Source organism: Planctomycetota bacterium (assembly GCA_016125255.1).
Lineage (GTDB): Bacteria > Planctomycetota > Phycisphaerae > Phycisphaerales > Zrk34 > RI-421.
On the sequence record WGMD01000006.1, the window covers coordinates 153,417 to 178,453 of the forward strand.

Annotated in this window: 22 protein-coding genes and 1 tRNA gene; 11 read left to right on the top strand and 12 right to left on the bottom strand. The window is 63.0% G+C overall.

Translation table 11 applies throughout. The features are described 5' to 3' along the window. Positions 1-3 precede the first annotated feature (3 nt). The 11 genes from GC162_07340 (at position 4) to GC162_07390 (ending at position 9,463) form a co-directional block, all read left to right on the top strand. On the top strand, positions 4-474 hold the full coding sequence (locus GC162_07340) for a hypothetical protein (protein ID MBI1368454.1): 471 nt from the start codon (positions 4-6) through the stop codon (positions 472-474). 103 nt (positions 475-577) lie between these two features. After that, complete coding sequence (locus GC162_07345) at positions 578-1,345, top strand: triose-phosphate isomerase (protein MBI1368455.1); 768 nt, start codon at positions 578-580, stop codon at positions 1,343-1,345. A 23-nt stretch (positions 1,346-1,368) separates the two neighbouring features. Then, complete coding sequence (secG, locus tag GC162_07350; GenBank protein MBI1368456.1) at positions 1,369-1,893, top strand: preprotein translocase subunit SecG; 525 nt, start codon at positions 1,369-1,371, stop codon at positions 1,891-1,893. 18 nt (positions 1,894-1,911) lie between these two features. Further along, complete coding sequence (locus GC162_07355; protein MBI1368457.1) at positions 1,912-2,790, top strand: YicC family protein; 879 nt, start codon at positions 1,912-1,914, stop codon at positions 2,788-2,790. A gap of 68 nt (positions 2,791-2,858) precedes the next feature. Continuing rightward, positions 2,859-3,980, top strand: a complete 1,122-nt coding sequence (locus GC162_07360; protein MBI1368458.1) for a phosphotransferase — start codon at positions 2,859-2,861, stop codon at positions 3,978-3,980. A 34-nt stretch (positions 3,981-4,014) separates the two neighbouring features. Further along, the gene (locus tag GC162_07365) at positions 4,015-4,914 is read left to right on the top strand and encodes a hypothetical protein (GenBank protein MBI1368459.1); all 900 of its coding nucleotides are present in this window, start codon (positions 4,015-4,017) and stop codon (positions 4,912-4,914) included. A gap of 6 nt (positions 4,915-4,920) precedes the next feature. Continuing rightward, positions 4,921-5,805, top strand: a complete 885-nt coding sequence (locus tag GC162_07370) for a hypothetical protein (GenBank protein ID MBI1368460.1) — start codon at positions 4,921-4,923, stop codon at positions 5,803-5,805. Next, positions 5,798-6,577: a hypothetical protein gene (locus GC162_07375; GenBank protein MBI1368461.1), complete on the top strand. Its 780-nt coding sequence runs from the start codon at positions 5,798-5,800 to the stop codon at positions 6,575-6,577. Before GC162_07370 ends, GC162_07375 begins: the two co-directional genes overlap by 8 nt. Before the next feature lie 100 nt (positions 6,578-6,677). After that, positions 6,678-7,973 (top strand): DUF1015 family protein, encoded by a 1,296-nt coding sequence (locus GC162_07380; GenBank protein MBI1368462.1) that lies wholly within the window; start codon positions 6,678-6,680, stop codon positions 7,971-7,973. Positions 7,974-7,979: 6 nt separating this feature from the next. After that, the gene (locus GC162_07385) at positions 7,980-9,377 is read left to right on the top strand and encodes a glycosyl hydrolase (protein ID MBI1368463.1); all 1,398 of its coding nucleotides are present in this window, start codon (positions 7,980-7,982) and stop codon (positions 9,375-9,377) included. 12 nt (positions 9,378-9,389) lie between these two features. Next, a tRNA-Met gene (locus GC162_07390) sits at positions 9,390-9,463 on the top strand. 105 nt (positions 9,464-9,568) lie between these two features. On the opposite strand, the gene GC162_07395 is transcribed toward GC162_07390, so the two are convergent. The 12 genes from GC162_07395 to galK form a co-directional block, all read right to left on the bottom strand. Next, a complete protein-coding gene (locus GC162_07395; GenBank protein ID MBI1368464.1) occupies positions 9,569-12,085 on the bottom strand; it encodes a hypothetical protein in 2,517 nt (838 codons plus the stop codon). Next, a complete protein-coding gene (locus tag GC162_07400) occupies positions 12,082-14,085 on the bottom strand; it encodes a hypothetical protein (GenBank protein MBI1368465.1) in 2,004 nt (667 codons plus the stop codon). Before GC162_07400 ends, GC162_07395 begins: the two co-directional genes overlap by 4 nt. A gap of 11 nt (positions 14,086-14,096) precedes the next feature. Continuing rightward, entirely contained in the window at positions 14,097-15,074 is a 978-nt protein-coding gene (locus GC162_07405; protein ID MBI1368466.1) for a family 43 glycosylhydrolase, read from the bottom strand. A gap of 134 nt (positions 15,075-15,208) precedes the next feature. Next, positions 15,209-16,036 carry a prepilin-type N-terminal cleavage/methylation domain-containing protein gene (locus GC162_07410; GenBank protein ID MBI1368467.1) on the bottom strand — a complete coding sequence of 276 codons (828 nt, stop codon included), beginning with the start codon at positions 16,034-16,036 and terminating at the stop codon, positions 15,209-15,211. 93 nt (positions 16,037-16,129) lie between these two features. Beyond that, the gene (locus tag GC162_07415; GenBank protein MBI1368468.1) at positions 16,130-17,098 is read right to left on the bottom strand and encodes a hypothetical protein; all 969 of its coding nucleotides are present in this window, start codon (positions 17,096-17,098) and stop codon (positions 16,130-16,132) included. A gap of 23 nt (positions 17,099-17,121) precedes the next feature. Continuing rightward, positions 17,122-18,612, bottom strand: coding sequence for a hypothetical protein (locus GC162_07420; protein MBI1368469.1), 1,491 nt, complete (start codon positions 18,610-18,612; stop codon positions 17,122-17,124). Then, the gene (locus GC162_07425; GenBank protein MBI1368470.1) at positions 18,594-19,118 is read right to left on the bottom strand and encodes a sigma-70 family RNA polymerase sigma factor; all 525 of its coding nucleotides are present in this window, start codon (positions 19,116-19,118) and stop codon (positions 18,594-18,596) included. Before GC162_07425 ends, GC162_07420 begins: the two co-directional genes overlap by 19 nt. A 212-nt stretch (positions 19,119-19,330) precedes the next feature. Further along, positions 19,331-20,290 (bottom strand): sugar ABC transporter permease YjfF, encoded by a 960-nt coding sequence (locus GC162_07430; GenBank protein MBI1368471.1) that lies wholly within the window; start codon positions 20,288-20,290, stop codon positions 19,331-19,333. Next, on the bottom strand, positions 20,287-21,276 hold the full coding sequence (locus GC162_07435) for an ABC transporter permease (protein MBI1368472.1): 990 nt from the start codon (positions 21,274-21,276) through the stop codon (positions 20,287-20,289). The genes GC162_07430 and GC162_07435 overlap by 4 nt, the downstream gene beginning before the upstream one ends. 4 nt (positions 21,277-21,280) lie before the next feature. Next, on the bottom strand, positions 21,281-22,810 hold the full coding sequence (locus GC162_07440) for an ATP-binding cassette domain-containing protein (GenBank protein ID MBI1368473.1): 1,530 nt from the start codon (positions 22,808-22,810) through the stop codon (positions 21,281-21,283). Positions 22,811-22,823: 13 nt separating this feature from the next. Further along, positions 22,824-23,807 carry a substrate-binding domain-containing protein gene (locus tag GC162_07445; protein MBI1368474.1) on the bottom strand — a complete coding sequence of 328 codons (984 nt, stop codon included), beginning with the start codon at positions 23,805-23,807 and terminating at the stop codon, positions 22,824-22,826. After that, positions 23,804-25,036, bottom strand: coding sequence for a galactokinase (galK, locus tag GC162_07450; GenBank protein ID MBI1368475.1), 1,233 nt, complete (start codon positions 25,034-25,036; stop codon positions 23,804-23,806). The genes GC162_07445 and galK overlap by 4 nt, the downstream gene beginning before the upstream one ends. Position 25,037 lies beyond the last annotated feature (1 nt).

Consider the following 25,037-nt stretch of genomic DNA (forward strand, 5'->3'; position numbering starts at 1 on the left):
CTAATGAGCGAACAAAGACTGAGGCCGGAGTTTCGCGACGTGTTGTCCGAATTTATCGCCGGGGGGGTTGAGTTTCTCGTGGTTGGTGCCCACGCGATGGCGGCGCATCGGCTGCCGCGCTATACGCACGATCTGGACATCTGGATTCGCTCCACGCCGGAAAATGCCCCGCGCGCATGGCAGGCGTTAGCGCGGTTCGGCGCGCCGCTCAATGATCTTCAAATCACCGTCGAAGACTTTTGCCATCCCACGAACGTCGTGCAGGTCGGCATTCCACCGGGCCGGGTTGATGTGATCTGCTCCATCACCGGTGTGCAGTTTGATGAGGCGTGGCCGGATCGGCTGGAGGTTGAAATCGACGGCCTGACGCTGCCGATCATCAGCCGCGAACACCTGATCCGCAACAAGCGTTCGACCGGTCGCAAAAAGGACATGATCGACGTCGAAATGCTCGAGGATTCGGACGGCGGCTGACGCCCCCGCCTGCCCCATTTGTCGCCGGCTCAGGACGTGCTATCATGTCCGACTTTCAGATTCACGCCCGGGACCGCTCAGGGCAGTGTGGAGTTTTCGCAACATGGCTGATCGTAAGCCCATCGTGGGCGGCAACTGGAAAATGAACCTGCACACGGCGGAGGCCGATGCGCTGGCCGCCGCGCTCGTCGCCGCCGGGTCGTCCAAGACGGCGGAAGTGTTCGTGTGCCCGGCGTTCCCTTACCTCGCGCAGGTCGGCAAGAAGCTCGCCGGCTCGGGCATCCTGCTCGGGGCGCAGGACTTCTACATGAAGCCCAACGGCGCCTACACCGGCGAAGTCAGTCTTTCGATGCTCAAGGACATGGGCGTGTCCGTCGTGCTCGTGGGCCATTCCGAGCGACGCCACGTCATCGGCGAATGCGATGGCCTCATCAATGACAAGGTGCTGGCCGGCCTCGAAGCCGGGATGACCGTCGTGCTCTGCGTCGGCGAAAAGCTAGAACAACGCGAGAAGGGTCAGACCGACGCCATCAACATGGGCCAGACCCTGCTGGGTCTGGCCGGCGTCAAGCCCGAGCAGATGAAGAACGTCGTCATCGCCTACGAACCCGTCTGGGCCATCGGCACCGGCAAGACCGCCACGACCGCCGACGCTCAGGCCGCCCATAAGAAGATCCGCGACTGCGTGAGCTTCGGCCTCTTCGATCACAACACCGCCGTCGGCGACGCCCTCCGCATCCAGTACGGCGGGTCCGTCAAGCCCGACAACGCCAAGGAACTTTTCAGCCAGCCCGACATCGACGGCGGGCTCATCGGCGGGGCCTCCCTCAAGGCCGCCGACTTCAAGGCGATCATCGACGCCGCCGTCTGATCGCAACGCCAAGGACTTTGACCATGATTCTCACGCTCGCAGGTATCGGCACCACATTGCTGGCCATCGGCTTCATCTTCGTCTGCCTCGTGCTGACGCTCATCATCCTCATTCAGAAGCCCAAAGGCGGCGGACTCAGCGGCGCCTTCGGCGGGGCCGGCGGCGGACAGGGAGCCGTCTTCGGCGCCAAGACCGGCGACGTCCTGACATGGATCACCGTCAGCGGTTTCGCCATCTTCATCCTTCTGGGCATCGGCCTCGTCTACACCACCCGCTCCGACGCCAAGCCCACGCCCACCGAAATCGTCACCCCGGCCAACGCCCCCGAAGAACCGGCGACGCCCGGCAGCGGCAAGCCCGCCCCCGCCGTCCCCAACGTCCCCATCGATAGCAGCAACATCCCTGCGATTCCCCTCCCCGAGGCGCCTGCGGCTTCGAAGACCGAAACACCCGCCGCTCCGAAGGCCGAGGCGCCTGAAGCGCCGAAGACCGAAGCGCCCGCGGCCCCGACGACCCCCGCCCCCGCCGACGCCCCCAAGCCGGAGTAATCGCCTTTGATTCGTTCGATGACCGGTTATGGTGATGCAAGCGCCGATCGCGACGGGGTGCACTACACCGTCGAAATGCGCAGCGTCAACAACCGGTATCTGAAGGCGACGATCCGGCTGCCCGATCAATTGCTGGGCCTCGAACCCGAACTCGACGCCGAGGTGCGCAAACGCATCACCCGCGGGTCCGTCACGCTGACCGTCGCCTTCAAGGACACCAGCGCCAAAGCCGCCTACGCCATCAACGAAGCGGCCCTCAAGGAATACCTCTCGCACCTTCAGACCATCGAGCAGTCCGTCACCGACGGGTCCGTGACCATCGACCTGGGCTCCATGCTCGCGCTGCCCGGCATCGTGCAGCAGCCGGATCAGTCGGCGCTGCTTCAGTCGTGCCGCCCGGTGGTGCATGAACTGATGGACAAGGCGTGCGAGAAGATGTGCCGCATGCGTCAGGCCGAGGGCGAAGGCCTCGCCGCCGACCTGGTCGCGCACATCAAAGAGATCATCACGCGGCTCGAGCAGGTCGTGGAGCGCGCCCCGCTGGTCGTGCATGAGTATCATCAGCGTCTCCGCAGCCGCATCGACGAACTGACCGCGCAGGCCAAGCTCAAGCTCAACGAAGTCGATCTGATTCGTGAAGTGGCGCTCTTCGCCGAACGATGCGACATCAGCGAGGAGATTCAGCGGCTCCGGGCGCACCTGGAGCAGTTTCAGGAAATCCTCACGCGGGGCGACGACAAGCCGGCCGGCCGCACGCTCGATTTCATCAGCCAGGAACTGCTGCGGGAGGCCAATACGATCGCCAGCAAGTCCAATGACGCCCTGATCACCCGGACGATCGTCGAGGTGAAGGGGGCGATCGACCGCATTAAAGAGCAGGTCCAGAACGTGGAATAACCCTTCGCGGGCGTGGATTCTGGTGTATACTGGGGGGAGTCCGCCGTTTTCAATGTCAGGTGGCTCTTATGAGCAGTATCAATCCAGCTTCGAGCACCGCAGCCGTCGCCTCGGCCAGCGGCGAGGTCAGTTCCGGCCCCCAGGCCAAAGGCGATCGCGATCAGTTTGCCGCCGACGAGCTGGCCATCGTGCTCAGCCACTTCGACATCGGCATCATCGAGAACATCACCGAGTTCCCCCGCGGGTCGCGCCGGGCGCCCAAGCTGCTCCTCCGCACCGACAAGGGCATCTTCCTGCTCAAGCGTCGCGCCGGTGGAAAGAACGACCCGTTCAAGGTCGCCTTCGCGCATGCCCTTCAGCTCCATCTGGCCGCGCAGCAGTTCCCCCTGCCCCACCTGATGGGCACCAAGCGCGACAACAACTCGATGCTTCAGTGGAAGGCCCACATCTACGAATGCTTCGAGTACATCAACGGCACCGGCTACGATAACAGTCTCGAAGCCACGCAGGACTCGGGCAAGACACTGGCGCTCTTTCACAAGCTCGTCCGCGACTATCAGCCGGAGTACGAGCCGCCGCAGGGTTCGTATCACGCCTCCAAGACCGTGCAGTCGGCGATGGAGACCGTCCCCGCCACGCTCGCCAAGGTCGATCCGCGCAACGCCTCCGTTCATGCCGACAAGATCAGCGAGGTCGCCAAGTTCATGCGCCGCTCGTACAACGAGGCGGCGATGCGCGTCAACGAATCGGGCCTGCCCGACTGGCCCATGCAGATCATCCACTCCGACTGGCATCCGGGCAACATGCTCTTCCGCAAGACACGCGTCGTCGCCGTCATCGACTACGACGCCGCACGCATGCAGCAGCGCATCATCGACACCGCCAACGGCGCGCTCCAATTCTCGATCCTCGGCGGCGGTGACGATGCGGCGCAGTGGCCCGACTACATCGACGAATCGCGCTTCAAGCGATTCCTTCTTGGGTATGACACGGTCAACGTGCTTTCCAAGAGCGAGCTGCGCGTCGTGCCGTGGCTGATGATCGAAGCGCTGATCGCCGAGAGCGTCATTCCGATCGCCGCCACGGGGTCCTTCGCCCGCATGGAGGGCTTCGGGTTCCTGCTGATGATCGAGCGGAAGGTCCGCTGGCTGCAGGAACACGCGGAAAAGCTCGCGAATATTCTCGGTTAGCCCGCCCCGCCGTTCGGCCGCCTATAGTAAACCCATGCAACGACGCGCCGCCATCTCGATGCTCGCCCTGACGCTCCTGTGTGCGTCGGCGTCGTCGATGATGGCCGCGACCCCGGCTCCGACAAGCGATGTCGCCCAGTTGCTCGCGCAACTGAGCGATCCGGATTTCATGACCCGCGAGAACGCCACGACGCAGCTCATGACGTGCGACGACGTGAGCGATGACCAGCTCAGCACCGCGCTGCGGACGAGCAAGTCGCCGGAAGTGCGGCAGCGGCTCGTCCAGATCGCCATGCACCGCTTCTACGCCCAGCTTCAAATCAACGCCGGCCCCGAGGTCATCACTCTGCCCGACAACGGCGCAGCGCTGGGCGTGTATTTCCCAGAGCCGCGCAACGAGAACCGATTCGTCGTCAAGGCCCATCAGCACCCAATGCTCGACACCCCCGCCATGCTTATCTGCTTCACTTACCCCGGCTTCCCCGCCTATGCCTATCTGCGGCCGGGCGATCTGGTGACGGGCATGGACGGGCAGACGTTCACCGACGATCTGACGCGTGAGGAATTTTCCGCCCGCATCGGCCGACACGAACCCGGTGAATTCATCGACCTGGACCTGATTCGCAACAGCCATCCGATGCACGTGCGTTTCCGGCTCGACAACAAAAAGCGCCTCTCCGCCGTGAGCCAGATGCTCGCCAACGTCTCCGATCCCTCCCTCTACCAGCCCTGGCGGCAGCACCTCAACGCCTTGCTCGGCGACAGCGCGGATGAACCGGCGATCCGCATCACGATGGCCGACGCGCCCGAGTCCCAGCCCCAGCCCCGAAACCTCTCCGCCACCGGCCGCGTCCTGATGCGAGCGAATGTCCGCATCGAACAGCAGGTCGTCCCGGGCGGAATTCAGGTGCGGATCGTGCCCGCCCAACCCTGATTGAACATGCAAGACGTTTTCACTCCACCCACCGCCGCACAGACGCGCGAGCATCTGAAGCGTTGCACGCCGCGTCCGCCTGCCAATCCCCGCCGCATGCTCATGGGCATGATCGTCGTGGTGCTCGCCTGCTGGCTGCTCCTGCGCGATCACTGGCTCACACTCGTCATCCCGTGGACCATTCTCATCGGCATGATCATCTACGCCGGCCGCCGGGGAAAACGCCGCACGCGCCTCGAAGGCCGGGCGCGTCAGGTGTACGAACTGTCGCTGCTGCGCCGGCCGATGGATGTCGTCCGTGAAGCGTGGTCGCTTCTGCCGGACCTGACGACGACGCCGCATCTGCATGGGCAGACGGTGTCGCTCATGGCGGCGGCGCTGATGCGCGTGCACGACTACGACGCGGCCGCCGAAACCTGCGACTATCTGCTGGACCATCTGCCCAAGGGCACGCCCGCTTCCAATTACGTGCGCCTGCTGCGCATCATGGCGTACCTGCACGTCGATCGGCTCGCCGATGCGGACGACGAGATTCGCTCGCTCGCCCGCGCGGACCTGGCGCCGATCGAGTCGGCGATGCTCACGACCGGTCGGCTCTATCAGCAGATCAAAACCCATCACTTCGAGGACGCCGCGGCCGCGGACGATCGCATCGTCGAACAGCTTCGCCCGCTCGGCGTCGACGCCGGCTACGCCTACGGGCTCATCGCCGCGGCCTTCCAGCAGCGGGCCGACGACGCGGCCGCACGGAAGTGGTGGCGACGCGCGACGCTGCTGCTTTCGCCCGCCGCCATCATGAACGACCTGCCGGAAACCAAGTCGCTCGCCGCCCTGCCGCCCGCGCCATCGCTGGCGAATATGCTTTCGCAGACAGGGGGCGTGTATGCCTGACCCGAATCTGCAATTCGATCCGACGCGCTTCTCCCGCCAGCTCGACCTGAGCGATCTGGTCCGCCGGGCCATCGTCGGACTCTTCATCTTCGGTTGGATCGGCTCCGCCCTCCCGACGCTCGCCGACACGACCCTTCCCTACGCAAGCATGTTCGCCGGACTCGTCGGCTGGTTCATCGCCTCGATGTACTCCGCCCGGACGAACCAGTTCGTGCAGCGCGCCGCCGAACTGACCAATGCGCACGCACCCATCGAGCAGATCGAGCACGCCATCGCCGCCGCCCTGCCGCGCTTCACCATGTTCCGCACGGTCCGCCTGCTCATCTATCATCAGCTCGCCGCGCTGCGTCACCGCCAGCGTCGCCACGATGAATCCGCCGCCATCATCACCGCGCTCCTCTCCGAGTCCGCCCAGACGCCGACGTTCTCGATGCGGACGCAGCTTCTGCTCATGCTCGCCGAAGACCGCCTCGCGATGAACGACGCCTGGGGCGCGCACGCCGCGCTGGCGGGTCTGCACCAGCAGCCCATCACCCTGACCGAATCCGTGCAGGTGCTCGCGCTTCAGTTGCGTTACGAAGTCGGCTGCGGATTTGACCAGCTTGCGCTGTCGCAGCTCGCCCGTCGCCTTTCGCTCATCGAGCTGATGCCCGCCCCCGTCGCCGCGCAGTGTCACCGCCTGCTGGCCGTCGCCGCCCGCCGCACCGGCCGCATCGCCCTTGCCGACTACCTGACCGAGCGCGCCGACCTGATGGAGCCGGGCGCTTCGTAAAATCCATGTCCACGCGTTCGGATTTGCGATTCTTCTCGGAACGTGTACGCTATTCGACCCACCCGTATAGAGCCGCCCATTATCTACGAAAGCTTTCGCCATGCCCAAGCTGCTGCCGATTCGTGCCTACCGCTACGCTGTCCCGAACGCCGACGTGTCGAGCGTGATTGCTCCGCCGTATGACGTGCTCGACGAGGGCCCCAAGCAGGCGCTTCTCGCCAAAGACCCGCACAACATCGTCGCCGTCGACCTGCCCGTCACCCCGCCCAAAACCGTCGGCCCCGACAGCGCCTACGCCGCCGCCGGTCACATGTACCGCAAGTGGATCAGCGAAGGCGTCTTCACGCGCGAAGCCAAACCCGCCGTCTACGCCTACGAACAGGCCTACACCACCGGCGGCAAAACCTACGCCCGGCGCGGCCTCTTCTGCGCCGTCGGCGTCGAGGAATTCAACCGTCCCGGCGGCGGCATCTTCCGGCATGAAATGACGATCCAGGGCGGCACCGACGATCGCCTCAAGCTCATGAACGCCACCGATGCGCAGCTCAGCCCCGTGTTCAGCGTTTTCGACGACGCCGGCGAAAGAGTCACGAAGCTGCTCTCCTCCGCCTTCGCCCGCCCCGCTGACTTTCACGGCAGGACGGACGATGACAAAGTCGAACATCGCGTATGGATCATCACCGACGAGCCGGCGATTTCCGCCCTCGCCAAGGCGCTGGAGAAGACCGACATCTTCATCGCCGACGGGCATCACCGCTACACCACCGCGCTCAACTATTTCAAAGCGCATCCGAACGAGCCGCTGGCGAAGGGCTGCCTCATGGTGCTCGTGCCCGAGCAGGATCCGGGGCTGATCGTGCTGCCGACGCATCGCGTGCTCAAGGGTCTGGTCGATTTCGAGATGGGCAAGCTCATCGAGGTGATCAAGGCGGACGGCCGCCTCTCGATCGTCAAGAGCGATCACGGCGCCGACGGCACGCCGCAGATGCTCGACGACCTGCCCGGCTACGGCGCGCACGCGCTGGGGCTTTATGACCCGAGCACGGGACGGACATGGGTGGTCAGCGCCAACTCGGCGGACCCGCTGGCCAGCGATCTGCCGGACAAGCCCGCCGTGTGGCGCATGCTCGACGTCGCGGTGTTTCACGAACTGCTCGTCGATCGCATCATTCGTCCGGCCTTCGGCGGAGCCGGCATCAGCTATGCGTACCCGCACCAGCTCACCGAGCTGATCCGTCAGACGCACGATCAGCCGGGCCGGCTCGGCGTGGTCATGCAGCCGACGCCGCTGCGGAGCGTGTGCGACGTCGCTCGCGCCAACGCCGTCATGCCGCCCAAGAGCACGTTCTTTTTCCCGAAGCTGGCGACGGGTCTGATCATCAATCCGTTAAACTGAGCACGCATGGACCTGCACAACGCTCCTACGCTCGACGCCCTGTCGCCAAAGATCGATCGCCTCTTCGATCTGGCCGGCTGGAAGATCGCGGACATCGACCGTTCGTGGAACCGGGCCGACGGCACGCCGGTGTTCACGATCAAGGGGCGCTACACATCGCGCGGCTGGACCGAGTGGACGCAGGGCTTTCAATACGGCTGCGCCATTCTGCTCTTTGACGCGACGGGCGAGAAGTCGATGCTCGAACTGGGCCGGTCGCGCACGGTCGAGCGCATGGCGCCGCACGTCTCGCACATCGGCGTGCATGACCACGGGTTCAACAATGTTTCGACGTACGGCAATCTTCGCCGCCTGATGCGCGAAGGGCGCATCGCCGGCGATGAATGGCAGCGCCGCTTCTACGAAATGGCGCTCAAGGCCAGCGGCGCCGTGCAGGCCGCACGCTGGACGCCCACGCACGGCGGCGGCGGATTCGTGCACTCCTTCAACGGCCCCCACTCGCTTTTTTCCGACACGATCCGCTCGATGCGCTCGCTCGTGCTGGCGTGGCAACTCGGGCACGTGCTCATGGGCGAAAACGATGAGCCGATCAACCTGCTGCATCGCAGTATCGCGCACGGGCTGAGCACCGCGAAGTACAACATCTACTACGGCGAAGGGCGCGACATTTACGACACGCCCGCCGAGGCCGGTCGCGTCGTGCATGAGTCCATCTTCAACACGACCGACGGCCGCTACCGCTGCCCGAGCACGCAGCAGGGCTACTCGCCGTTCTCGACATGGACGCGCGGACTGGCATGGATCCTCTGCGGCTTCGCCGAGCAACTCGAGTTCCTCGCGGCGATGCGGCCGGATGTTTCGGACATGGGCATAACGCTCGACGAGGTCATCGGCGTGTATCGCCGGGCCGCGGAGGCGACGGCCCAGTGGTACCTCCGCCACAGTTTCACGGACGGCATGGTCTACTGGGACGCCGGCGCGCCGGGGATACCTCGCGACATCGTTTACGAAGCCGGACCGAGTAATCCGTACAACGATCACGAACCGATCGATGCGAGCGCCGCCGCCATCGCCGCACAGGGCTTCTGGCGGCTCGGCCGCCTGCTCGACGATGAGACATACGACCAGGCCGCCCGCGTCATCGCATCGACGCTCTTCAGCGAGCCGTACCTCTCGACGGACCGTGAGCACCAGGGCCTGATCCTGCACGCCAACTATCACTGCCCGCGCGGGTGGGACTATGTGCCCAAAGGCCGGCGTGTGCCCTGCGGCGAGTCGTGTCTTTGGGGTGATTACCATGCGATGGAGATCGCCCTGCTGCTCAAACGAGCTGCGGGCGGCGGGCCGCATGCCACTTTTTTTGATCCCCCTGCCGATTTGAATTCGCTACAGAAAACGCCATAATATGACGCCTTCGCCGACGTAGCTCAGTTGGTTAGAGCGAGGGACTCATAAGCCCTAGGTCGGTGGTTCGAGCCCACCCGTCGGCATTGCGATCCGCCCCGTTTTTCATTCGAAAAGCGGGGCTTTTTTTGTATGGTTCGGGAGCGCATCGACGCCGCGGAGGATGGATAGGTTCATGAGCCGCCCGCCGGTCACTGCGCTTTTTGCACGGTGAAAGTCCAGACGGGACCGGTCAGCAACTGACCGTTTCGATCGATCGTATCGACGCGCCAGAAGTACGTCGTGCCCGACGTCAGCGGTCCCGGCGAGCAGATGTTGCCATCCGTGAATTCCCCGATTCGCGTCATCGCATCGGCGCTCCGTCCGAAGCACACCGTGTGCTTCCCGGCCTGATATCCCGGCAGCCACATCAGATCCAGATCGGGCTTCGCCGTCGTCGCTCCGTCCGGCGGGATCGGCGTCGACGCACTTGGCGATTGATACCCCGGAATCCAGTAGACCTTGGCGCCATATTCGTACGGCCCGATGTCCGGCGCGGTGCCGACCACATCGGTCGTGACGCCATCGATGTACTTGCCGCTGTCAATGAGCGGCGACCCCGCTCGCGGGCGGAAGTCCATGTTCTGCGGATCGCGCAGAAGCTGTGCCGGATCGATCGTTTCGCCGGCGCCGATGTTCTGTCCCTGATGACCATTGAACGGCTCGGGGCCTTTGGCGTGGTACTTCCCAGACATCGCCCGGGCAACATTGTTGTAGACCTCCGTGTGCGTATTCCCGCCGTCTTCCGAGGCGATATAGATCGGCGCCGGCTCTTCGCCGAGGCCGAGGTTGTTGTAGACGTAATGCCAGTCGCCGCGGAGGATGAACGAACCGCTGCCGTAGCGCACGAAGCTCTTGCCTGTGAAGACATGGTCACGCGACATGTTCCACGCCACGCAGTAGCTCACGCGGCAGTGATCCAGCCGCGAGTTGAACTCGAACACCGCCGGATCCGGCGCGTACGCCCCGTCAAATCGGTAGCCCCATTTGGTCGTGTCCTGCGCCCAGCAGTGATCGAACGTGCCATAGTCGGAGTCGAACTGCCAGATGTGGAAATTGGCGCCGTCCTGAACTTGAAGCAGTCCGCCCCGGATGACCCGGCAGTAAGAAACCACCGAGAACTTCGCATTCTTGTCGCCCTGAACATTCGGCTTCTTGATGTCCTTGACGTTCGCGCCGTTCGGGATGCTGTGCGCCGAACCAGCCGTGTTCACCGTCACGCGATGAATCACAATACCCGGCGACTGACGCACCTGCACGGTGTCGTCATTGCCGCGAAAGGTCATCTGTTTGCCTTCCTTCCGCCCCGAAGACGGATCGATCACCGAGTAGTCGATCTGCTCGAAAAGACAGTTGTCGAGAATATTGTCCGCACCGGCCATGTGGATGCCGGACCCGTCGGCCTTGCGAAATGTGCAGTTGCGCACGGTGAAATGACGCGGATTCCAAATGGTCAGATGACGCGGCTGATCCGTCGCGAGCTGCGTGATTTCGGGTGTTCGATTGTCGCCGAGCATGCGTTTGCTGTAACTGGGATACAGGAAATCACAATCTTCGACCGTGATGTGCGTGCAGTTGTCGTTGTCCTCCCCGGTCCCTCGGAAAGAAATCGTCGTCCCGAAGAAGTTCAGGCCCTTGAGCACGACGCCGCGCACGTTCCACAAGTCGAAGGCATACGTCTGAACCTTCCCCCGAACATCCCGCCCCTGCGGATTCTTCCCGTCCATCGGGTAGTAATAGAGGTATTTCGAATCCTTGTCATAGAACCATTCCGTCGGCGCATCGAGCAGTTCGAGACTGCATTCCAGGAAGAACAGATTGAAGATCGGCAGCAGTCGGCCTTCGTCCTTCTTGAACTGCCGAGTCACCTTGCCGTCGTTGTCCGGGCCGCGCATGATCGGCAGCGCGCGGATGTTCCCATACTCGTTGAACTTCGTCTTGAAGCGCGGATTGCCCTTGCCATGCTCAGTCACCATTTCGCAGTAGGTGTCGAAGTTGGAGATGTTCATGATCGCCAGCGCGCCGGTCGCATCGAAACCGGCCTTGGCGATGTCACAGTGCGGAAACGGCTTCGTGTCCGCATCAATGTACTCGCGGTTCTTCAGATATGTGTTGTCCCCGAACGACGCCCAACGGCTCTGATCCCAGATCGACCCGTCGTACCAGAATGCGTTCGGCCAGCGCGCGGAAGTCTGAACTTCACCATTATCGAAAAGCTCCCAGATATCGCGCTTCAACCTAATGCGATAAATGCCGCTCTTGTAGGGCTCCCATGCGCCTTCACTGATGTCACTAATGGCGACCGTACCGTCGAAGACGACTTTCTGACCTTCCTCCGCTCGGATGACCACGGGTCGGGCCGGATCCTGCCATTGGTCGCCGGGAATTGGATTGGGATTGGTGGCGCCTTCAACTTCGCGATTCGTGGAAAGAATATCGTGATAACGCCCGGCGAGGAGGATCAGCGTGTCGCCGGATCGCAGGCGCGCCGCGCCGCAGGAAGGATCCTTGAACGGATGCTCCCGGCTGCCATCATTGCTGTTATCCCCGGTTTCACTGCTCACGTAATACTCAGCGGATTGGACCTTTTCAGCGATGCCAAGCCAGCAGAGACAAAACGCGAGAACGCATCCCGCGGCAATTCGTTGGTGAATCATGGTCGCACTCATTTCGTATCCGATTTGAACCACGGAAAGTATGTGACACGTATTTCAGTCGATCCGTACGGCACGAGCGTCACGTCCTCGATCTTGCCGAATGAAGTCACAGGGCTTTGGGGCGGGCTCACAGCTCGACCGACCCAGCGCTCCTGGAACGATCCCCAACCACCTTCCGTCGTCTTCGCGCCTTTGAGTTTCAGCCGCACTGGCGCATCGGCGACATGGAATGGCTGTTCCGGGATTGTATCCGCCTGCTCCACTACGACCGCCGGCTGCTTGTTATCGTCGTTCAGCAATGCATAGTTCCAATCACTTGCCGGACGAATCTCATACGCGTGAAACCGATCGTGCAAATAGTCTCGGACCGCTTTCCATTCTTCGTCGATGAGCAGCGAATAGACGAGCGGCCCGCGTGTCACCGCCACCGATCCATTTTCCCCCGGCTCCATATCGATGGCCATCGGGAACTGCGCCTGCACCGTATCGCCGTCGCGCCAAGGGCGCTCGATGCGAAAGAATCGGCCGGGCTCGACGCCCTTCTGCGGCTCGCCATTAACCCGCACCATCGGATTCTTACACCATGATGGGATTCTCAATTCCAATGGAAACGCCGCGGCTTGCTTTGTCACGATGGTGAACGTCGACGTTTCGCGAAACGGGTAGTCGGTCGTCTGGTCGATGGTCACTACGCGCTTGTCCGCGCCGACCGGGGCTGTGACCGTGTTGGGTCCATAGGCGGCGACGGCCAGCCCGCTGTCGGCCGTCGCCATCCACATGTCATGAACAAATGCCGGCCAACCGATGTGATAATTGCTTCGGCAGCAAGGATACCCGGAATTCGGACTCGGACAAATGGCGAACTTTCCCGCGCCATTGTCACGAAAGCCGAGGAATTCATTGGTGCATTTGGGTTGGTTGGCGAGGATGTAGTATCGAATGCCCTGTCCGTTGTACATCAGTGATGCGGGCAGCGCGTTATAGGCGACGCGTTCGTTTTGATCGCCGATCTGCGCATCGCCGAGAATCCGTAGGGCGACGGCGTCGGACATGATCCGCTCGACGATCGCGCATAGTTCGGAGCCCTCGGTGGCGCTGCGGTTGGACAGCGGTTCGGTGCCGTTGAGCATGCCATCGATGCGTCCGTATTTCTGCATGAGCCATCCATCGGGCCGGGTGGCGTTGGCGAATCCCTGCCGATCAATGTCCCGCCCTGTGACCAGATACGTCAGCGGCGGCGTCTTAAGCCCCTGCATCGTGTTGACCGCATGGTTGGGATACCAGTTGTCGCCAGTCCCATCGGCGTAGTACTGGCTCCATTGATTCGTCTGATCGATCAGCAGATGCGCCAGATCGAGCAGCCACTGCTCGCCCGTCCGGTTGTACATCCACAGCACGATTTCGAGATTGTCTCCGCCGCGCGCTTTGGGCCATTGCCACTTGGTCCCGTCGCCGAGCGGATGCGTCGGCAGTTCGGCAAGCTCATATTTCAGATATTTTTCGATGAATGCCGAAATACGCACATCGCTTGTCGCCTCAAAATAGTCGCGCATGTAATACAGCACCACCATGTTCGGCCACCAATTGCGTTCAAGCGGCCCGAAGTCGCCGGTGTCGCGCTGGCTTTGGATGACGCGGTCGACCCACTTCTTCGCCTTGGCCTTCAACCCCTCGTCGTCCAGCACATACGCCAGCGCGACCAGCCCACGGGCATAATATGGTCCGCGTTCCCATGCGTACTGCCCGCCGCGCGCCCGGTCCGTGATCCAGTCACTTTGACCGATGTCGTCGTAGAGTTCCTCGGCGTTTCCGGTCAGACCATCGCGCTGTATTTCGAGCTGGTGTTTGAGCCAAGATTTTGCATGCACGCTACCCATCGGCAGGCGATAGTACAGCTGTGCCTGTAGCGGTGGGCGATTGGACTGGGCATCCACGACCGCACACATTGCGAACGTCACGACAAGAATCAATCGACACACCATTGTCCGTCCCGGCTGTCTGAATCGAGCCATCACTGATCCTGTTATTCCTGCGGTGAGGCGATGGATGGGGCCGGCGGCAGCAGGTTTGGCGCGGGCATGGGCCTGCCATGCTCCCAGCGGATCGGCACCATCGACAGGTACCACGTCTTACCGTGATCATTATTGCCCTGATAAAAAAGATAATCGCGCCCGTCGTCATCCTGAAACAGGAACGGATGGCCGGATTCGCTATGGTTCCAACTGCCCGTGGGCCCATTGGGCACGATCGGCTTGTCCGAGAGCCGCTTGAAATGCAAGCCGTCGTCGCTGACCGCCACGCCGACCTGCTGCGGCGCATTGTTGTAGTTGCCGGCATAAAACATGTACAGACGCCCCTCGTGCAGCGCCATCGCCGCCGCCTCGATGCACCGCCCTTCCCATGCCAGATCGAGGTTCGGATCATCGAGCGGCGTCGGCACGGTCGGCTTGAGAATCGGACCGTCCATGTTCAACTGCTTCCATGTCTCCCGCGATAAATCGCTATCGACCGGAGCGGCGGCGACGCCCTGCATCTGAATCTTCATCTCTGGATCGCGCGTCGCCCAGTACAGCAGAAGCTGGCCCTTGAACACGATCACATCCGCATCGATCGCCCGCCCACAGGTCCAGTCGCCGGTCGGACGAAAGATCGGATTGCTCGGATCGCGCGTGAAGTTGAGCCCGTCGCTCGACCATGCATGACAAATGGCGTCCCTCGGGCCCGTCCCATAGGTCTGATAGAACAGATGCACCTTGCCATTGAGCACGATCGCACCGGGGGCAGTAAAGCCCTTCTTTTCAGGTTCGCCTGAATTCTGCAGTTCGCCGGCCTTCGTCCAATCCGCAAGATTCTCGCTGGTCGCCACGCCGATCGTCCAACCCGCGCCGGATTTTCCCGCGTAAGGCGGGATCGAATAGTAAAGCCAGTACTTGCCGTTGAATCGCACCACCGCCGGGTCTTTCGAGAAGGGCTTGCCGCTGACCGTGTCGGCGTAGTACATGCGCGGCGTGTCGCCGGCATGGGCGAAACCTTGGGCAAGAACGATCGTAGCGATCCAGGCGCAGGCAAAGACGCGAAGCGGGAAGCGGTGGGATTTCATTAAAGAACGTCGTCCGGCTTGAGGATTGAGCGGGGCTAATTCAGATTCCAGAATTCCTTGGGAATTCCGCTGACGGGCGTAGTGGTGTCGTAGGACTTGTGCCATTTGAATGACCACAATTCCGTGAGCACAACGGCGCTTGATGACCCGTCCATGCACACCACGTTGGTGGCCCGACCGTGGCGATTGGTGCACCAGAGTGCTACGGTATCCATCGAGCTGGCCATGGAACGATAGGGGTCATCCATGTTCGAGGGAAATATCTTGAGCGTCCCCCGGTAAAGATCGCGCCATGCGGAGTCGCCCAGCATGGGCACGCGGCTGGGCATGGTGATTTCATTGAGCGACTTGAAGACATCTGAGTCCGCGATGTATCGATTGTCATAGCAGAGCCAGGTGTTGTACCCGTAGCTGGAGCGGTCCCAGGGTTCAACTTCCCCGTGGCGCTGATCGCCCCATGTCATGCGGGCCGAACCCATGCGCGTGTTGGCTGATGAAGGGTTCGGATCGTTGCCCCAAACCGATTTGCCAGGCGGGTCTTCGGTGCTCGGGCACTTGAGCACATCGTGCGCCGCGTTGATATACGGCTTCAGTTCGTACGTCCACACCTTCCCCGCGCCCGCCTCCGCATTCCAGTAGTAGGGAAACAGAAGATTGAAGTTGTCCGCCAAGTACAGCGTCTGGGCCACATGGAGCTGATGCGTATTGGAGGCGCAGTACGCACGCTGCGCCGCGGCCCTGGCCTGTTTCAACGACGGCAGGAGAATCGCGATCAGCACCGCAATGATCGTCGTCACTACGAGCAGTTCGATCAGCGTGAACGCGTTGGGCATCCTCGTACACCGGCCAGATCGTTGATTCATAGGTGTCGCCATATTGATGTTCCGAGCGGAACCAGGAGCAAGGCGATCGGACGGCTTTCACCGTGCGATCGCGGATTTCGTCAGGGCGTCCGATCAGCGGCGGCGACGCTTGAGTGCGGCAAATGCCAACAGCGCCAGCCCGCCGGGCAGCGCCGCCGGCGACGGCACGACGACAGGGCCGAAGATGAACTGGTCAGCCGTGCGCACCACATCGCTGACGCGCACTTCGTCCACAGCGTTAAGCTCGAATCGATAGGGACTGCGGTTCGACGACCCGATGACCAAATCGGTCGTCGCGTTGGCCATGTCATTGAGCGTACCCGATCCGATCAGATTGGCCTGCGTGGCGGCGTTGTCGACCTTCGTCCAGTAGATCTTCGTGTTGCCCGAGACGCCGTCGGCGCCGGTGTAGGTCACCGCGACATGGAACCAAGTGTCGGCGGCGAAGGCGTTGGCGCCCGACGTCGGGATCGTGGCATTGACGGCGGACCCGCCGCCGGAGCTGACGAGTTTCAGGATGCCGCCGGCGATTTCAAACACGAAACCGCGTGTGCCGCTGGAGGTGTCGCGGGAGAGGATTTGATGCTCATTGGTGATGTCGCTGACTTTGATGAGCGCTTCATAGGTCAATGCGCCGGAGGCGGATTGAAGATTGCTTTGGGCGAACGATGTGCCGATGTTCAGCCCGCCGCCGACCGAGGAGCCGGACACGCCGCTGTGATAGGTGTTGTTGCCTGATCTCAAGACGTCGAACGCGGAGCCGAAGCCGGTGAATGCCGTGGCGCCATATCCGCCTCCGTTACCGAGCACGTTATCACGTCCGTCGAAGCCGCCGGTGTTGGTCAGGTTGTAGCTCGTGCCGTTGGCGCCGAAGTTGACGATGGGATTGCCGGGATCGCTTCCGCCGCTGACTTCGTCAAAATGGTACAGCAGCAGCGTATTGGAATCGGCGGTGTACGGCCCGAGAACCGCGGCCTGTCCGGCACCAGCAGATGTCGCAAGAATGAATGCGGTGACGATGCGTTGGATGAAACAACTGATACGCGATTGGGAACAAGGCATTATTCGCTCCTTTCAAAGAGGTCTCATTTTCCTGCGTCGAACTTCGTCGGCGCTTCCGTAGGTTCAAGCGTCTGCTTGCTTAGTGTCGCGATCTGCTCGGGCGACAGGGCCGCGTCGAAGATCGCCAGTCGGCTGATTCGCCCATCGACGTAGTCCGCATCACGATCGCTGCGGCGGCCGACGTAGATCGGACCGCGCGACACATTCACCGGCAGACTGCGCGAGGCGGACTCCTCGGCGACGCGCCGGCCGTCGACGTAGAGCGCGACCGTCCTGCCGTCGTAAACGCCGGCCAGGAACACCCATCGATCCACCGGCATCAATTCGCTCGCGCCCACGTGAATCGGCTTGTGTTGCCCCTTCTGCATCACGACGAAGGCCGGATGCTCGTCAAATATCTCCAGCGAGTAGGACGCGACGTCATAGCACTTGTGCACGATCGCCTGACGCTCGCGGCTGTTGAGCCGGACCCATGCAGCGACGGTCAGCCGGTTGCCGATCTGATTCAGTGCGTCATCGGCGTCGAGGGTCAGATAGCCGCGGCCGTCGAGCACGAGACTGCGATCGTCGTCTGGGTCGGCGATGTGGGCCGTGCCGTTGAAGGACGCGCGGCGAAGGCCGATCAGATCGATCGCCCGCCCGTCCTCCGCCGCATCGAACCGCCAGTACGCCACGGGATTCATGAGCAGCACGTCATCCGAGAAATTGCGGGCGACGCCGGCGCTGATCTGTCGCACATCGCCCGCCGCGAGCACATACTGGTTGTCGCGCGTCTCCAGCCGCACTTTACCTTCGGTGACGTGCAGCATGCTCACGCCGTCATTGCTGACATCGGCGACGAAGCGCGTGCCCAGATCGACAATGCGTGCATCACCGGCCAACTCCACCACGAAGCCGTGCGCCCGCTCGGGGACATACGCTTCGACGCGCCCGCTCGTGAGCCGCCCGCGATTGGGACCGACCATGCGAAACTCGCAAGGCCCCGCCAGATCGACCACGGCGGTCGAGTTGAACATCACCTGCGCCTTGCCCGAAACGAGGCGAATCGGCCCATGCGACAATTCGTGGCCGAGTTTGGGCGACTCGACCCCGTTTGCGTCGCCGGACTCGTCAAACACCGCATCTTCCAAGTTCGTTAGAATCGCCAACCCCGCCGGCGGCGTTGATCGAGACACGGCATTCGAAGGGCCGGGCGACATGGCGAACCACACTGTCGCCGCCAACGTCACCGCGGCGGCCAGCGCCAATCCCCAGAACCGAACGCCGAACATCGACGCGCGTTTCACGATCACCTGCGGCTCCGTATCCGCGTCTTCGATCTTCGCCAGCGGCGCCGATTCGCTCATCGCATCGTAAATGAGCGCGTGCAGGTGATTGGCGAAGATGAAATCGCGCATTGCCCGATCATCATCGAGCGCGGCGTTGAACAGATCGCGATCGTCGTCGCTCAATGCGCCGTCAAGGAAGTCGTCGATCATGTCCTTGAGCGGACGATTCACTGCGTCGACTCCCATCCCAGACTGGACTGAATGCAGCGTTTGAGCATGTGGCGCGTGCGCTTGAGCAGCGCCCGGATCGCCGCGTCGGTGGTCCGCGCCTGCCGGGCGATTTCGAGCGTGTGCATCGCCTGGTTGTATCGCATGTCCAGCACCTGACGCGCACGGTCAGGAACCTGCTTCAGACATTCACGCAGCGCCTGCTCCATCGACTTGAGTTGCGGCGCCGCTTCGACGTAATTGGCGGTCAATCGGTCGAGCAGATCGGGGGTGAACTGATGACGATCCCGCGCCTGGTCGCGACTGAACTTGAGCAGCTCCAGCTTGGCGATGCCCAAGAGCCATGGCACGAACGGCCGCTGCGGGTCGTAATCCGCCGCTCGCCGCACCGCCACCACCGCGATGCGCTGCGCGACTTCCTCCGATTTCTGAAAGTCCCCCAGAGCCGCGTGCAGATAACCCGTGAGCAAGCGCTGCGACTTGACCCACTCCCGGGCGAGAATTTCCTGAGCTTCCTGCGACATGCTGACTGTCACGCCTCAATACTTTGCCGCTGAATCGAACGAAGAACCTCGCTAGTAAATCTCCCGCTGGACACGGGATGTGACACTTGGCGGGAAGAATTTTTCCGGTCACCGCCGCCTGTTGATTTCAATCGTAACTCTCTCAAGCATCATGGGATACGATCTGCCATGCCGTTCAATTGATGATCGCGGTGGGCGACTCCGCGGGACCGTTATGTCGCGCGTGTGCTGCGCTCGAGCAGGCGCTGAAGCAGGATGAACATCAGGAGGAATCCGCCGATGGCGATCTTCGTCCACCATGTATTGAGGTTGCCTTGGTAGTTGGGGATCGTGGTGATGACGCCGAGGATGAGCACGCCCAGAAGCGTGCCCGCCACGTGCCCGACGCCGCCGGACAGGAGTGTGCCGCCGATGACGACGGCGGCGATGGCGTCGAGTTCCATCAGATAAGCCGCCGAGGCGTCGCCGGCCTGCGTGCCGACGGCGTGGATGATTCCGCCGATCGCGGCGCACAGGCCGCTCAAAGCATAGATGCGGATCGTGGTCGAACCGATAGGCAGGCCCATGAGCATGGCCGACGATTCGCTGCCGCCGATGGCGTAGATGTTGCGTCCGAATCGCGTCATCGATGCGAGCACCATCGCGCCGGCCATCGTGATCATGAACACGATCGCCGGCAAGTTGAAGTCGACGATGCCGAAACGGACAAGCGCATCGAACGCCGGCACGCCGCGGATTTCCAATCGCTTTTGCGGCGTCAGCGCCAGCGCGACGCCGCGTGCGAGGAACATCCCCGCGAGCGTCACGAGGAAAGGCGGCAATCGGAAGCAGCGGATGATCGCGCCCATACCCGCGCCGAATCCCGCGCCCAGCGCCATGACAAGCAACACCGCCGGCACGACCGGCATGTGCCAGACCACCAGACACTTGGCCAGAAAGATGCTCGCCAGCGCGATCACCGCGCCGACGGACAGGTCGATTCCGCCGGAGATGATGACGAACGTCATGCCGATCGCCGCCATGCCCAGCGAAGCGTTCTCCGCGAACATCGAAGTGAACCCGAACCACGAGCAGAACCCCGGATACGCCAGCGATGCGGACGCGTAGAGCACGACAAAGACCAACGCTGTGGCGACAGTCGGCGATCGCATCCATGTCGGCAATCGTTTCATGCCCGCACCTTTCGACGAAACACCATCGACCGCAGCACGTCCGATTGGAACAGGCACACGATGAGCACCACGAGAGCCTTGATGATGAAGTTATATTCGGTGGGGATGCTCTGCCCGCCGAAGCGTGTCATGAGGATCGTCGTCGTGAGCGTTTGAATGATCAGGGCGCCGATGAGCGAGCCGGTGAGCGAGAAACGTCCGCCGACAAGCGGCGTGCCGCCGATGACGACGGCGAGAATGGCGTCGAGCTCGATGTAGAGACCGGCGTTGTTGGCGTCCGCGGCCGTGATGTCGGATGCGTAAATCAGACCGGCGATCCCGGCGCACAGGCCGGTGAACGCATAAACCATGAAACGGATCAGGCGGACGTTCAGGCCGGCGTAGTGAGAGGCGGTTTCGTTGCCACCGACGGATTCGATGAACAGGCCCAGCGCGGTCATGCGCGTCAGACCGGCCGTGAGCATCGCCATGACGACGACGATCGTCACGGTGAACGGAAGTCCAAACAGGTCGCCCCCGCCGATGAATGTGAAGCCGGCGTGACCGGCGACGCTGATGATCTGTCCGTCGCTCAGAAGCTGCGCGATGCCCCGTCCGGTGACCATCAGAATCAGCGTCGCCACAATCGGTTGAATCCCCGCCGTCGACACGAGCAAGCCGTTCCACGCCCCCGCGAGCGTGCAGACGATCAGCGGCACGGTAATCGCCATCGTCAGACTCGCGCCATGCTGCGCCAGCAGCACCGCCGCCAGCGAACCGGCCATCGCCATCACCGCGCCGACCGAAAGGTCCACACCCCCCGTCGCGATCACCAGCGTCATGCCCATCGACACCAGCAGCACCGGCGCCGCCCGATCGAGCACGTCGACAAGCGAACCGGTGAGGCGGCCGTCGATGATTTCGATGTGAAAGAACGCCGGGTTGACCAGCGCGTTGAACACGAGCAGGACGCCCAGCGCCGCGATCGGCCAGATGAGTTTGCCCATCGACTCACGCATCGGCGCTCTCCGCATGTCGCGCCGCGATGAACTGCATGATCTTCGGCAGGGTGATGTCGCCGCCGGTCAGTTCGCCGACTTTTTTGCGATCGCGGAGCACGATGACCCGATGCGAATCGCGGGCGACTTCCTCGATTTCGCTGGAGATGAAAAGGAGCGCCATGCCGCGCTGACACAGCGAGGCGATCAGCTTCTCGATCTCGGCTTTGGCGCCCACGTCGATGCCCCGCGTCGGTTCATCGAGAATCAGCACGCGCGGATCCATCGCCAACCAGCGCGCCAGAATCACCTTCTGCTGATTGCCCCCCGAAAGCTGGCCGACGGGTTTGTCAGCGTCGGGTGTGGCGATGTTCAGCGCCTTGATGAAACGCTCCGCCAGTGCCTCGGCGTCCCGGCTGCCAATGCGACGCAGCCAGCCGCGCCGCGCCTGAAGCGCCAGCACGATGTTCGCCCGCACGCTCAACTCCGGCACGATGCCTTGTACTTTGCGGTCTTCGGGCGTGAACGCAATGCAGTGACGGATGGCGGCGCGCGGCGTGTGACGATGCATGGGCTTGCCATCGATCGTGATCGACCCTTCCTGCGGCGCGTCGATGCCGAAGATCAACCGCGCGGTCTCGGTGCGGCCCGATCCGAGCAGACCCGCCAGCCCCACGACCTGCCCCGCTCGCATCTGAAGGTCCATCGACGTCACGCTATGACGCCGCCCCAATCCTTTCGCCTCCAGCACCACGGGCGTCTCCGTCGTCGTCGCCGGGGTCGCATGGCGCTGTTCCATCCGCTCAACCGCTTCAAGCTCCCGCCCGATCATCTTCGACACTAGCTGCAGCCGCGGCAGCTTCGCCGCCGCGTACTCGCCGATGAGTTTGCCGTTGCGCAGCACGGTGAGGCGGTCGCTGATGGCGTAGACCTGTTCGAGAAAGTGGCTGATGAAGACGATAGCCAGTCCCTCGCCGCGCAGCCGCCGCATGACCGTAAACAACTCGGCGACCTCGGCGGTGTCCAGCGAAGACGTCGGCTCGTCGAGCACGAGCACGGAGGCGTTCTGATCCAGCGCCCGGGCGATGGCGACCATCTGCTGAATCGCGATCGAGCAGCTTCGCACCGATTGCCGCACGTCGATGCTCACGCCGAGCCGCGCCATCGCTTCTTCGCCCCGCCGACGGACCGCTCGCCAGTCGATCAGCCCCATCCGCCGCGGCTCGCGCCCGATCGAGATGTTCTCCGCCACGCTCAAGTCCGGCACGAGGTTGACTTCCTGATACACCGTCGCGATGCCCAGCCGCTGCGCGTCGAGCGGGCTCGCCGGGTCGATCGGCTGTCCTTTGAAATGGATGCTTCCGCCGTCGCGCCGGTGCACGCCGGTGAGCACTTTGACGAGCGTGCTTTTGCCCGCGCCGTTTTCGCCCATGAGCGTGTGCACTTCGCCGCGGCGCAGCGTCAGGTCGACGCCGTCGAGCGCCCGCACGCCCGGAAACGTCTTGACGATCCCGCGCATCTCGATGAGAGGTGTATCCGCCATTCCGCACATCGCCTCAATACTGGCGTGACCCGATGACATCCTTCGCCGTCGACTGATCGAACACCTTGTCCTCGACGACCGTGTGTTTGGGCAGCGGCTTACCCGCGGCCGCCTGCTCGACGGCGTCGAAGGCCGCCGGACCCAGCAGCGGATTGCACTCGACCGTGCAGTTGAGTTTGCCCGCCACCATCGCCTCGAACGCCGCCTTCACGCCGTCGACCGACACGACGATGATGTCCACGCCCGGCTTCTTGCCCGCTTCCTCGATCGCCTGGATCGCGCCCAGCGCCATGTCGTCGTTGTGTGCGTACACGGCGTTGATCTCGTCGCCGGCGGACTTCAGAAACGCCTCCATCACTTCCTTTCCCTTTGCACGTGTGAATTCGCCGCTCTGGCTTCGGATGATCTTCATGTCCGGATGCGCGGCGATCGCTTCCTCAAAGCCCTTCTTGCGATCGATCGCAGGCGCAGCCCCGACCGTGCCCTGAAGCTCGACGATATTCGCTTTGCCGTCCATCTTCATGGCCAGCCACTCCCCCGCCATCTTGCCTTCGTTCACGAAATCCGAAGCGATCAGCGTCGCGTACAGACTGGCATCGCTCACGCTCACGCCCCTGTCGACGAGGATCACCGGAATGCCGCGCTCCTTGGCCTTGCCCAGCACCGGCTCCCACCCCGTCTCGACCACCGGCGCGAGAATGATCGCATCCACGCCCTGCGCGATGAACGCATTGAGCGCCTTGATCTGATTTTCCTGCTTCTGCTGCGCGTCGGAGAACTTGAGTTCGACACCGCGCTTCTGGGCTTCGCCCTGAATCGATTGCGTTTCGGCGGTGCGCCAGTTCGACTCGGCGCCGATCTGCGAGAAGCCCACGACGAGTTTCTTCGCCGCACTCATTCCCCCGCCGCTTCCAGTTGAGGAAGCCGGTTCCTTGTTACAACCGGCGAGCAGAGACAGGGCCACGGTCAAGGCGAGCATGCGGGTTCGGAAGTTCATGAGGTTTGCTCCTGTGCGGGAAGCCGGGGGCGGCGCACCATGTGCGCGCCCCGGGCGGGGTGAGTCAGAAAGAGCGTCGGCTCGATACCGGTATGGTCGAGGTAGGCGCGGTGCATTTGATCGATGATGCGAGAAGCATGATCGGCGGCGATCAGCGAGACGGTGCACCCGCCGAATCCCCCGCCGGTCATGCGGCTGCCGAACACGCCGCCGTCGATCCCGATCGAATGAGCGAGATCGACCATCAGATCGAGTTCATCGCAACTGATCTCAAAGTCATCACGCATCGACAGGTGCGACGCATCCATGAGCCGGCCCATAGCTCGCCAGTCGCCGCGGCGCAGCGCCGCCGCCGCGTCCTGCGTCCGCGCGGTTTCGGTGATGATGTGCCGTGCCCGGCGATAGGTGACATCGTCCATCGCCGACGTCGCCGCATTGAGCATCGCCATGTCCGCATCGCGCAGCGACACGATGTGCAGCGCCTCCGCCGCCGCGCGGCATTGCCGCCGCCGCGTCGGATATTCGCTTTCCGTCAGCGCGTGCTTCACATTCGTATTGGCCACCAGCACCGAAACGCCCGGATCGAGCATCGGCACGTGCTCCACCTCGCCGCTGCGGCAATCGAGCAGCAGCGCATGCCCCGCACGCGCCCGCACGCTGACGGTCTGGTCCATGATGCCGCACGGCATGCCGGCGTATTCATGCTCGGCCCGCTGGCAAAGTTTCGCCTTGTCCATCGCATCAAGCGAGGCGCCGCCGAGCGCTTCGACGAGCGTCGCCGTTGCTACTTCCAGGGCCGCGCTCGACGAGAGCCCGCCGCCGAGCGGGACATCCGTTTCGATCCACACATCGGCCGCACCCCCGACGATGCGCCGCTGCGCCATCAGGGCCCACGGTCCGATCGCGTAACGTGACCAGGCCGGCTGGCCCTCATGGTCAAAGGTCTTCACATCGACCGCCGCCTCGCTCTCGCCCAAGGCGCTCGCGAAGCGGACCTGCCCGTGCGTCGTCCGGTCTGCCGCGAGCACGGTGTAGCGATCGATCGCCATCGGCAGCACAAAGCCGTCGTTGTAGTCGGTGTGCTCGCCGATGAGATTGACGCGCCCCGGCGCCGCCGCGATGTACGTCGCCGCACGGCCGAAGCGATGCATGAACCCCGCCTCCGCGCGCGCGATCAGCGCCGCGAGTCGCGCATCATGGGTCACGGATTTTCCCGCTTCGTCGTGCATT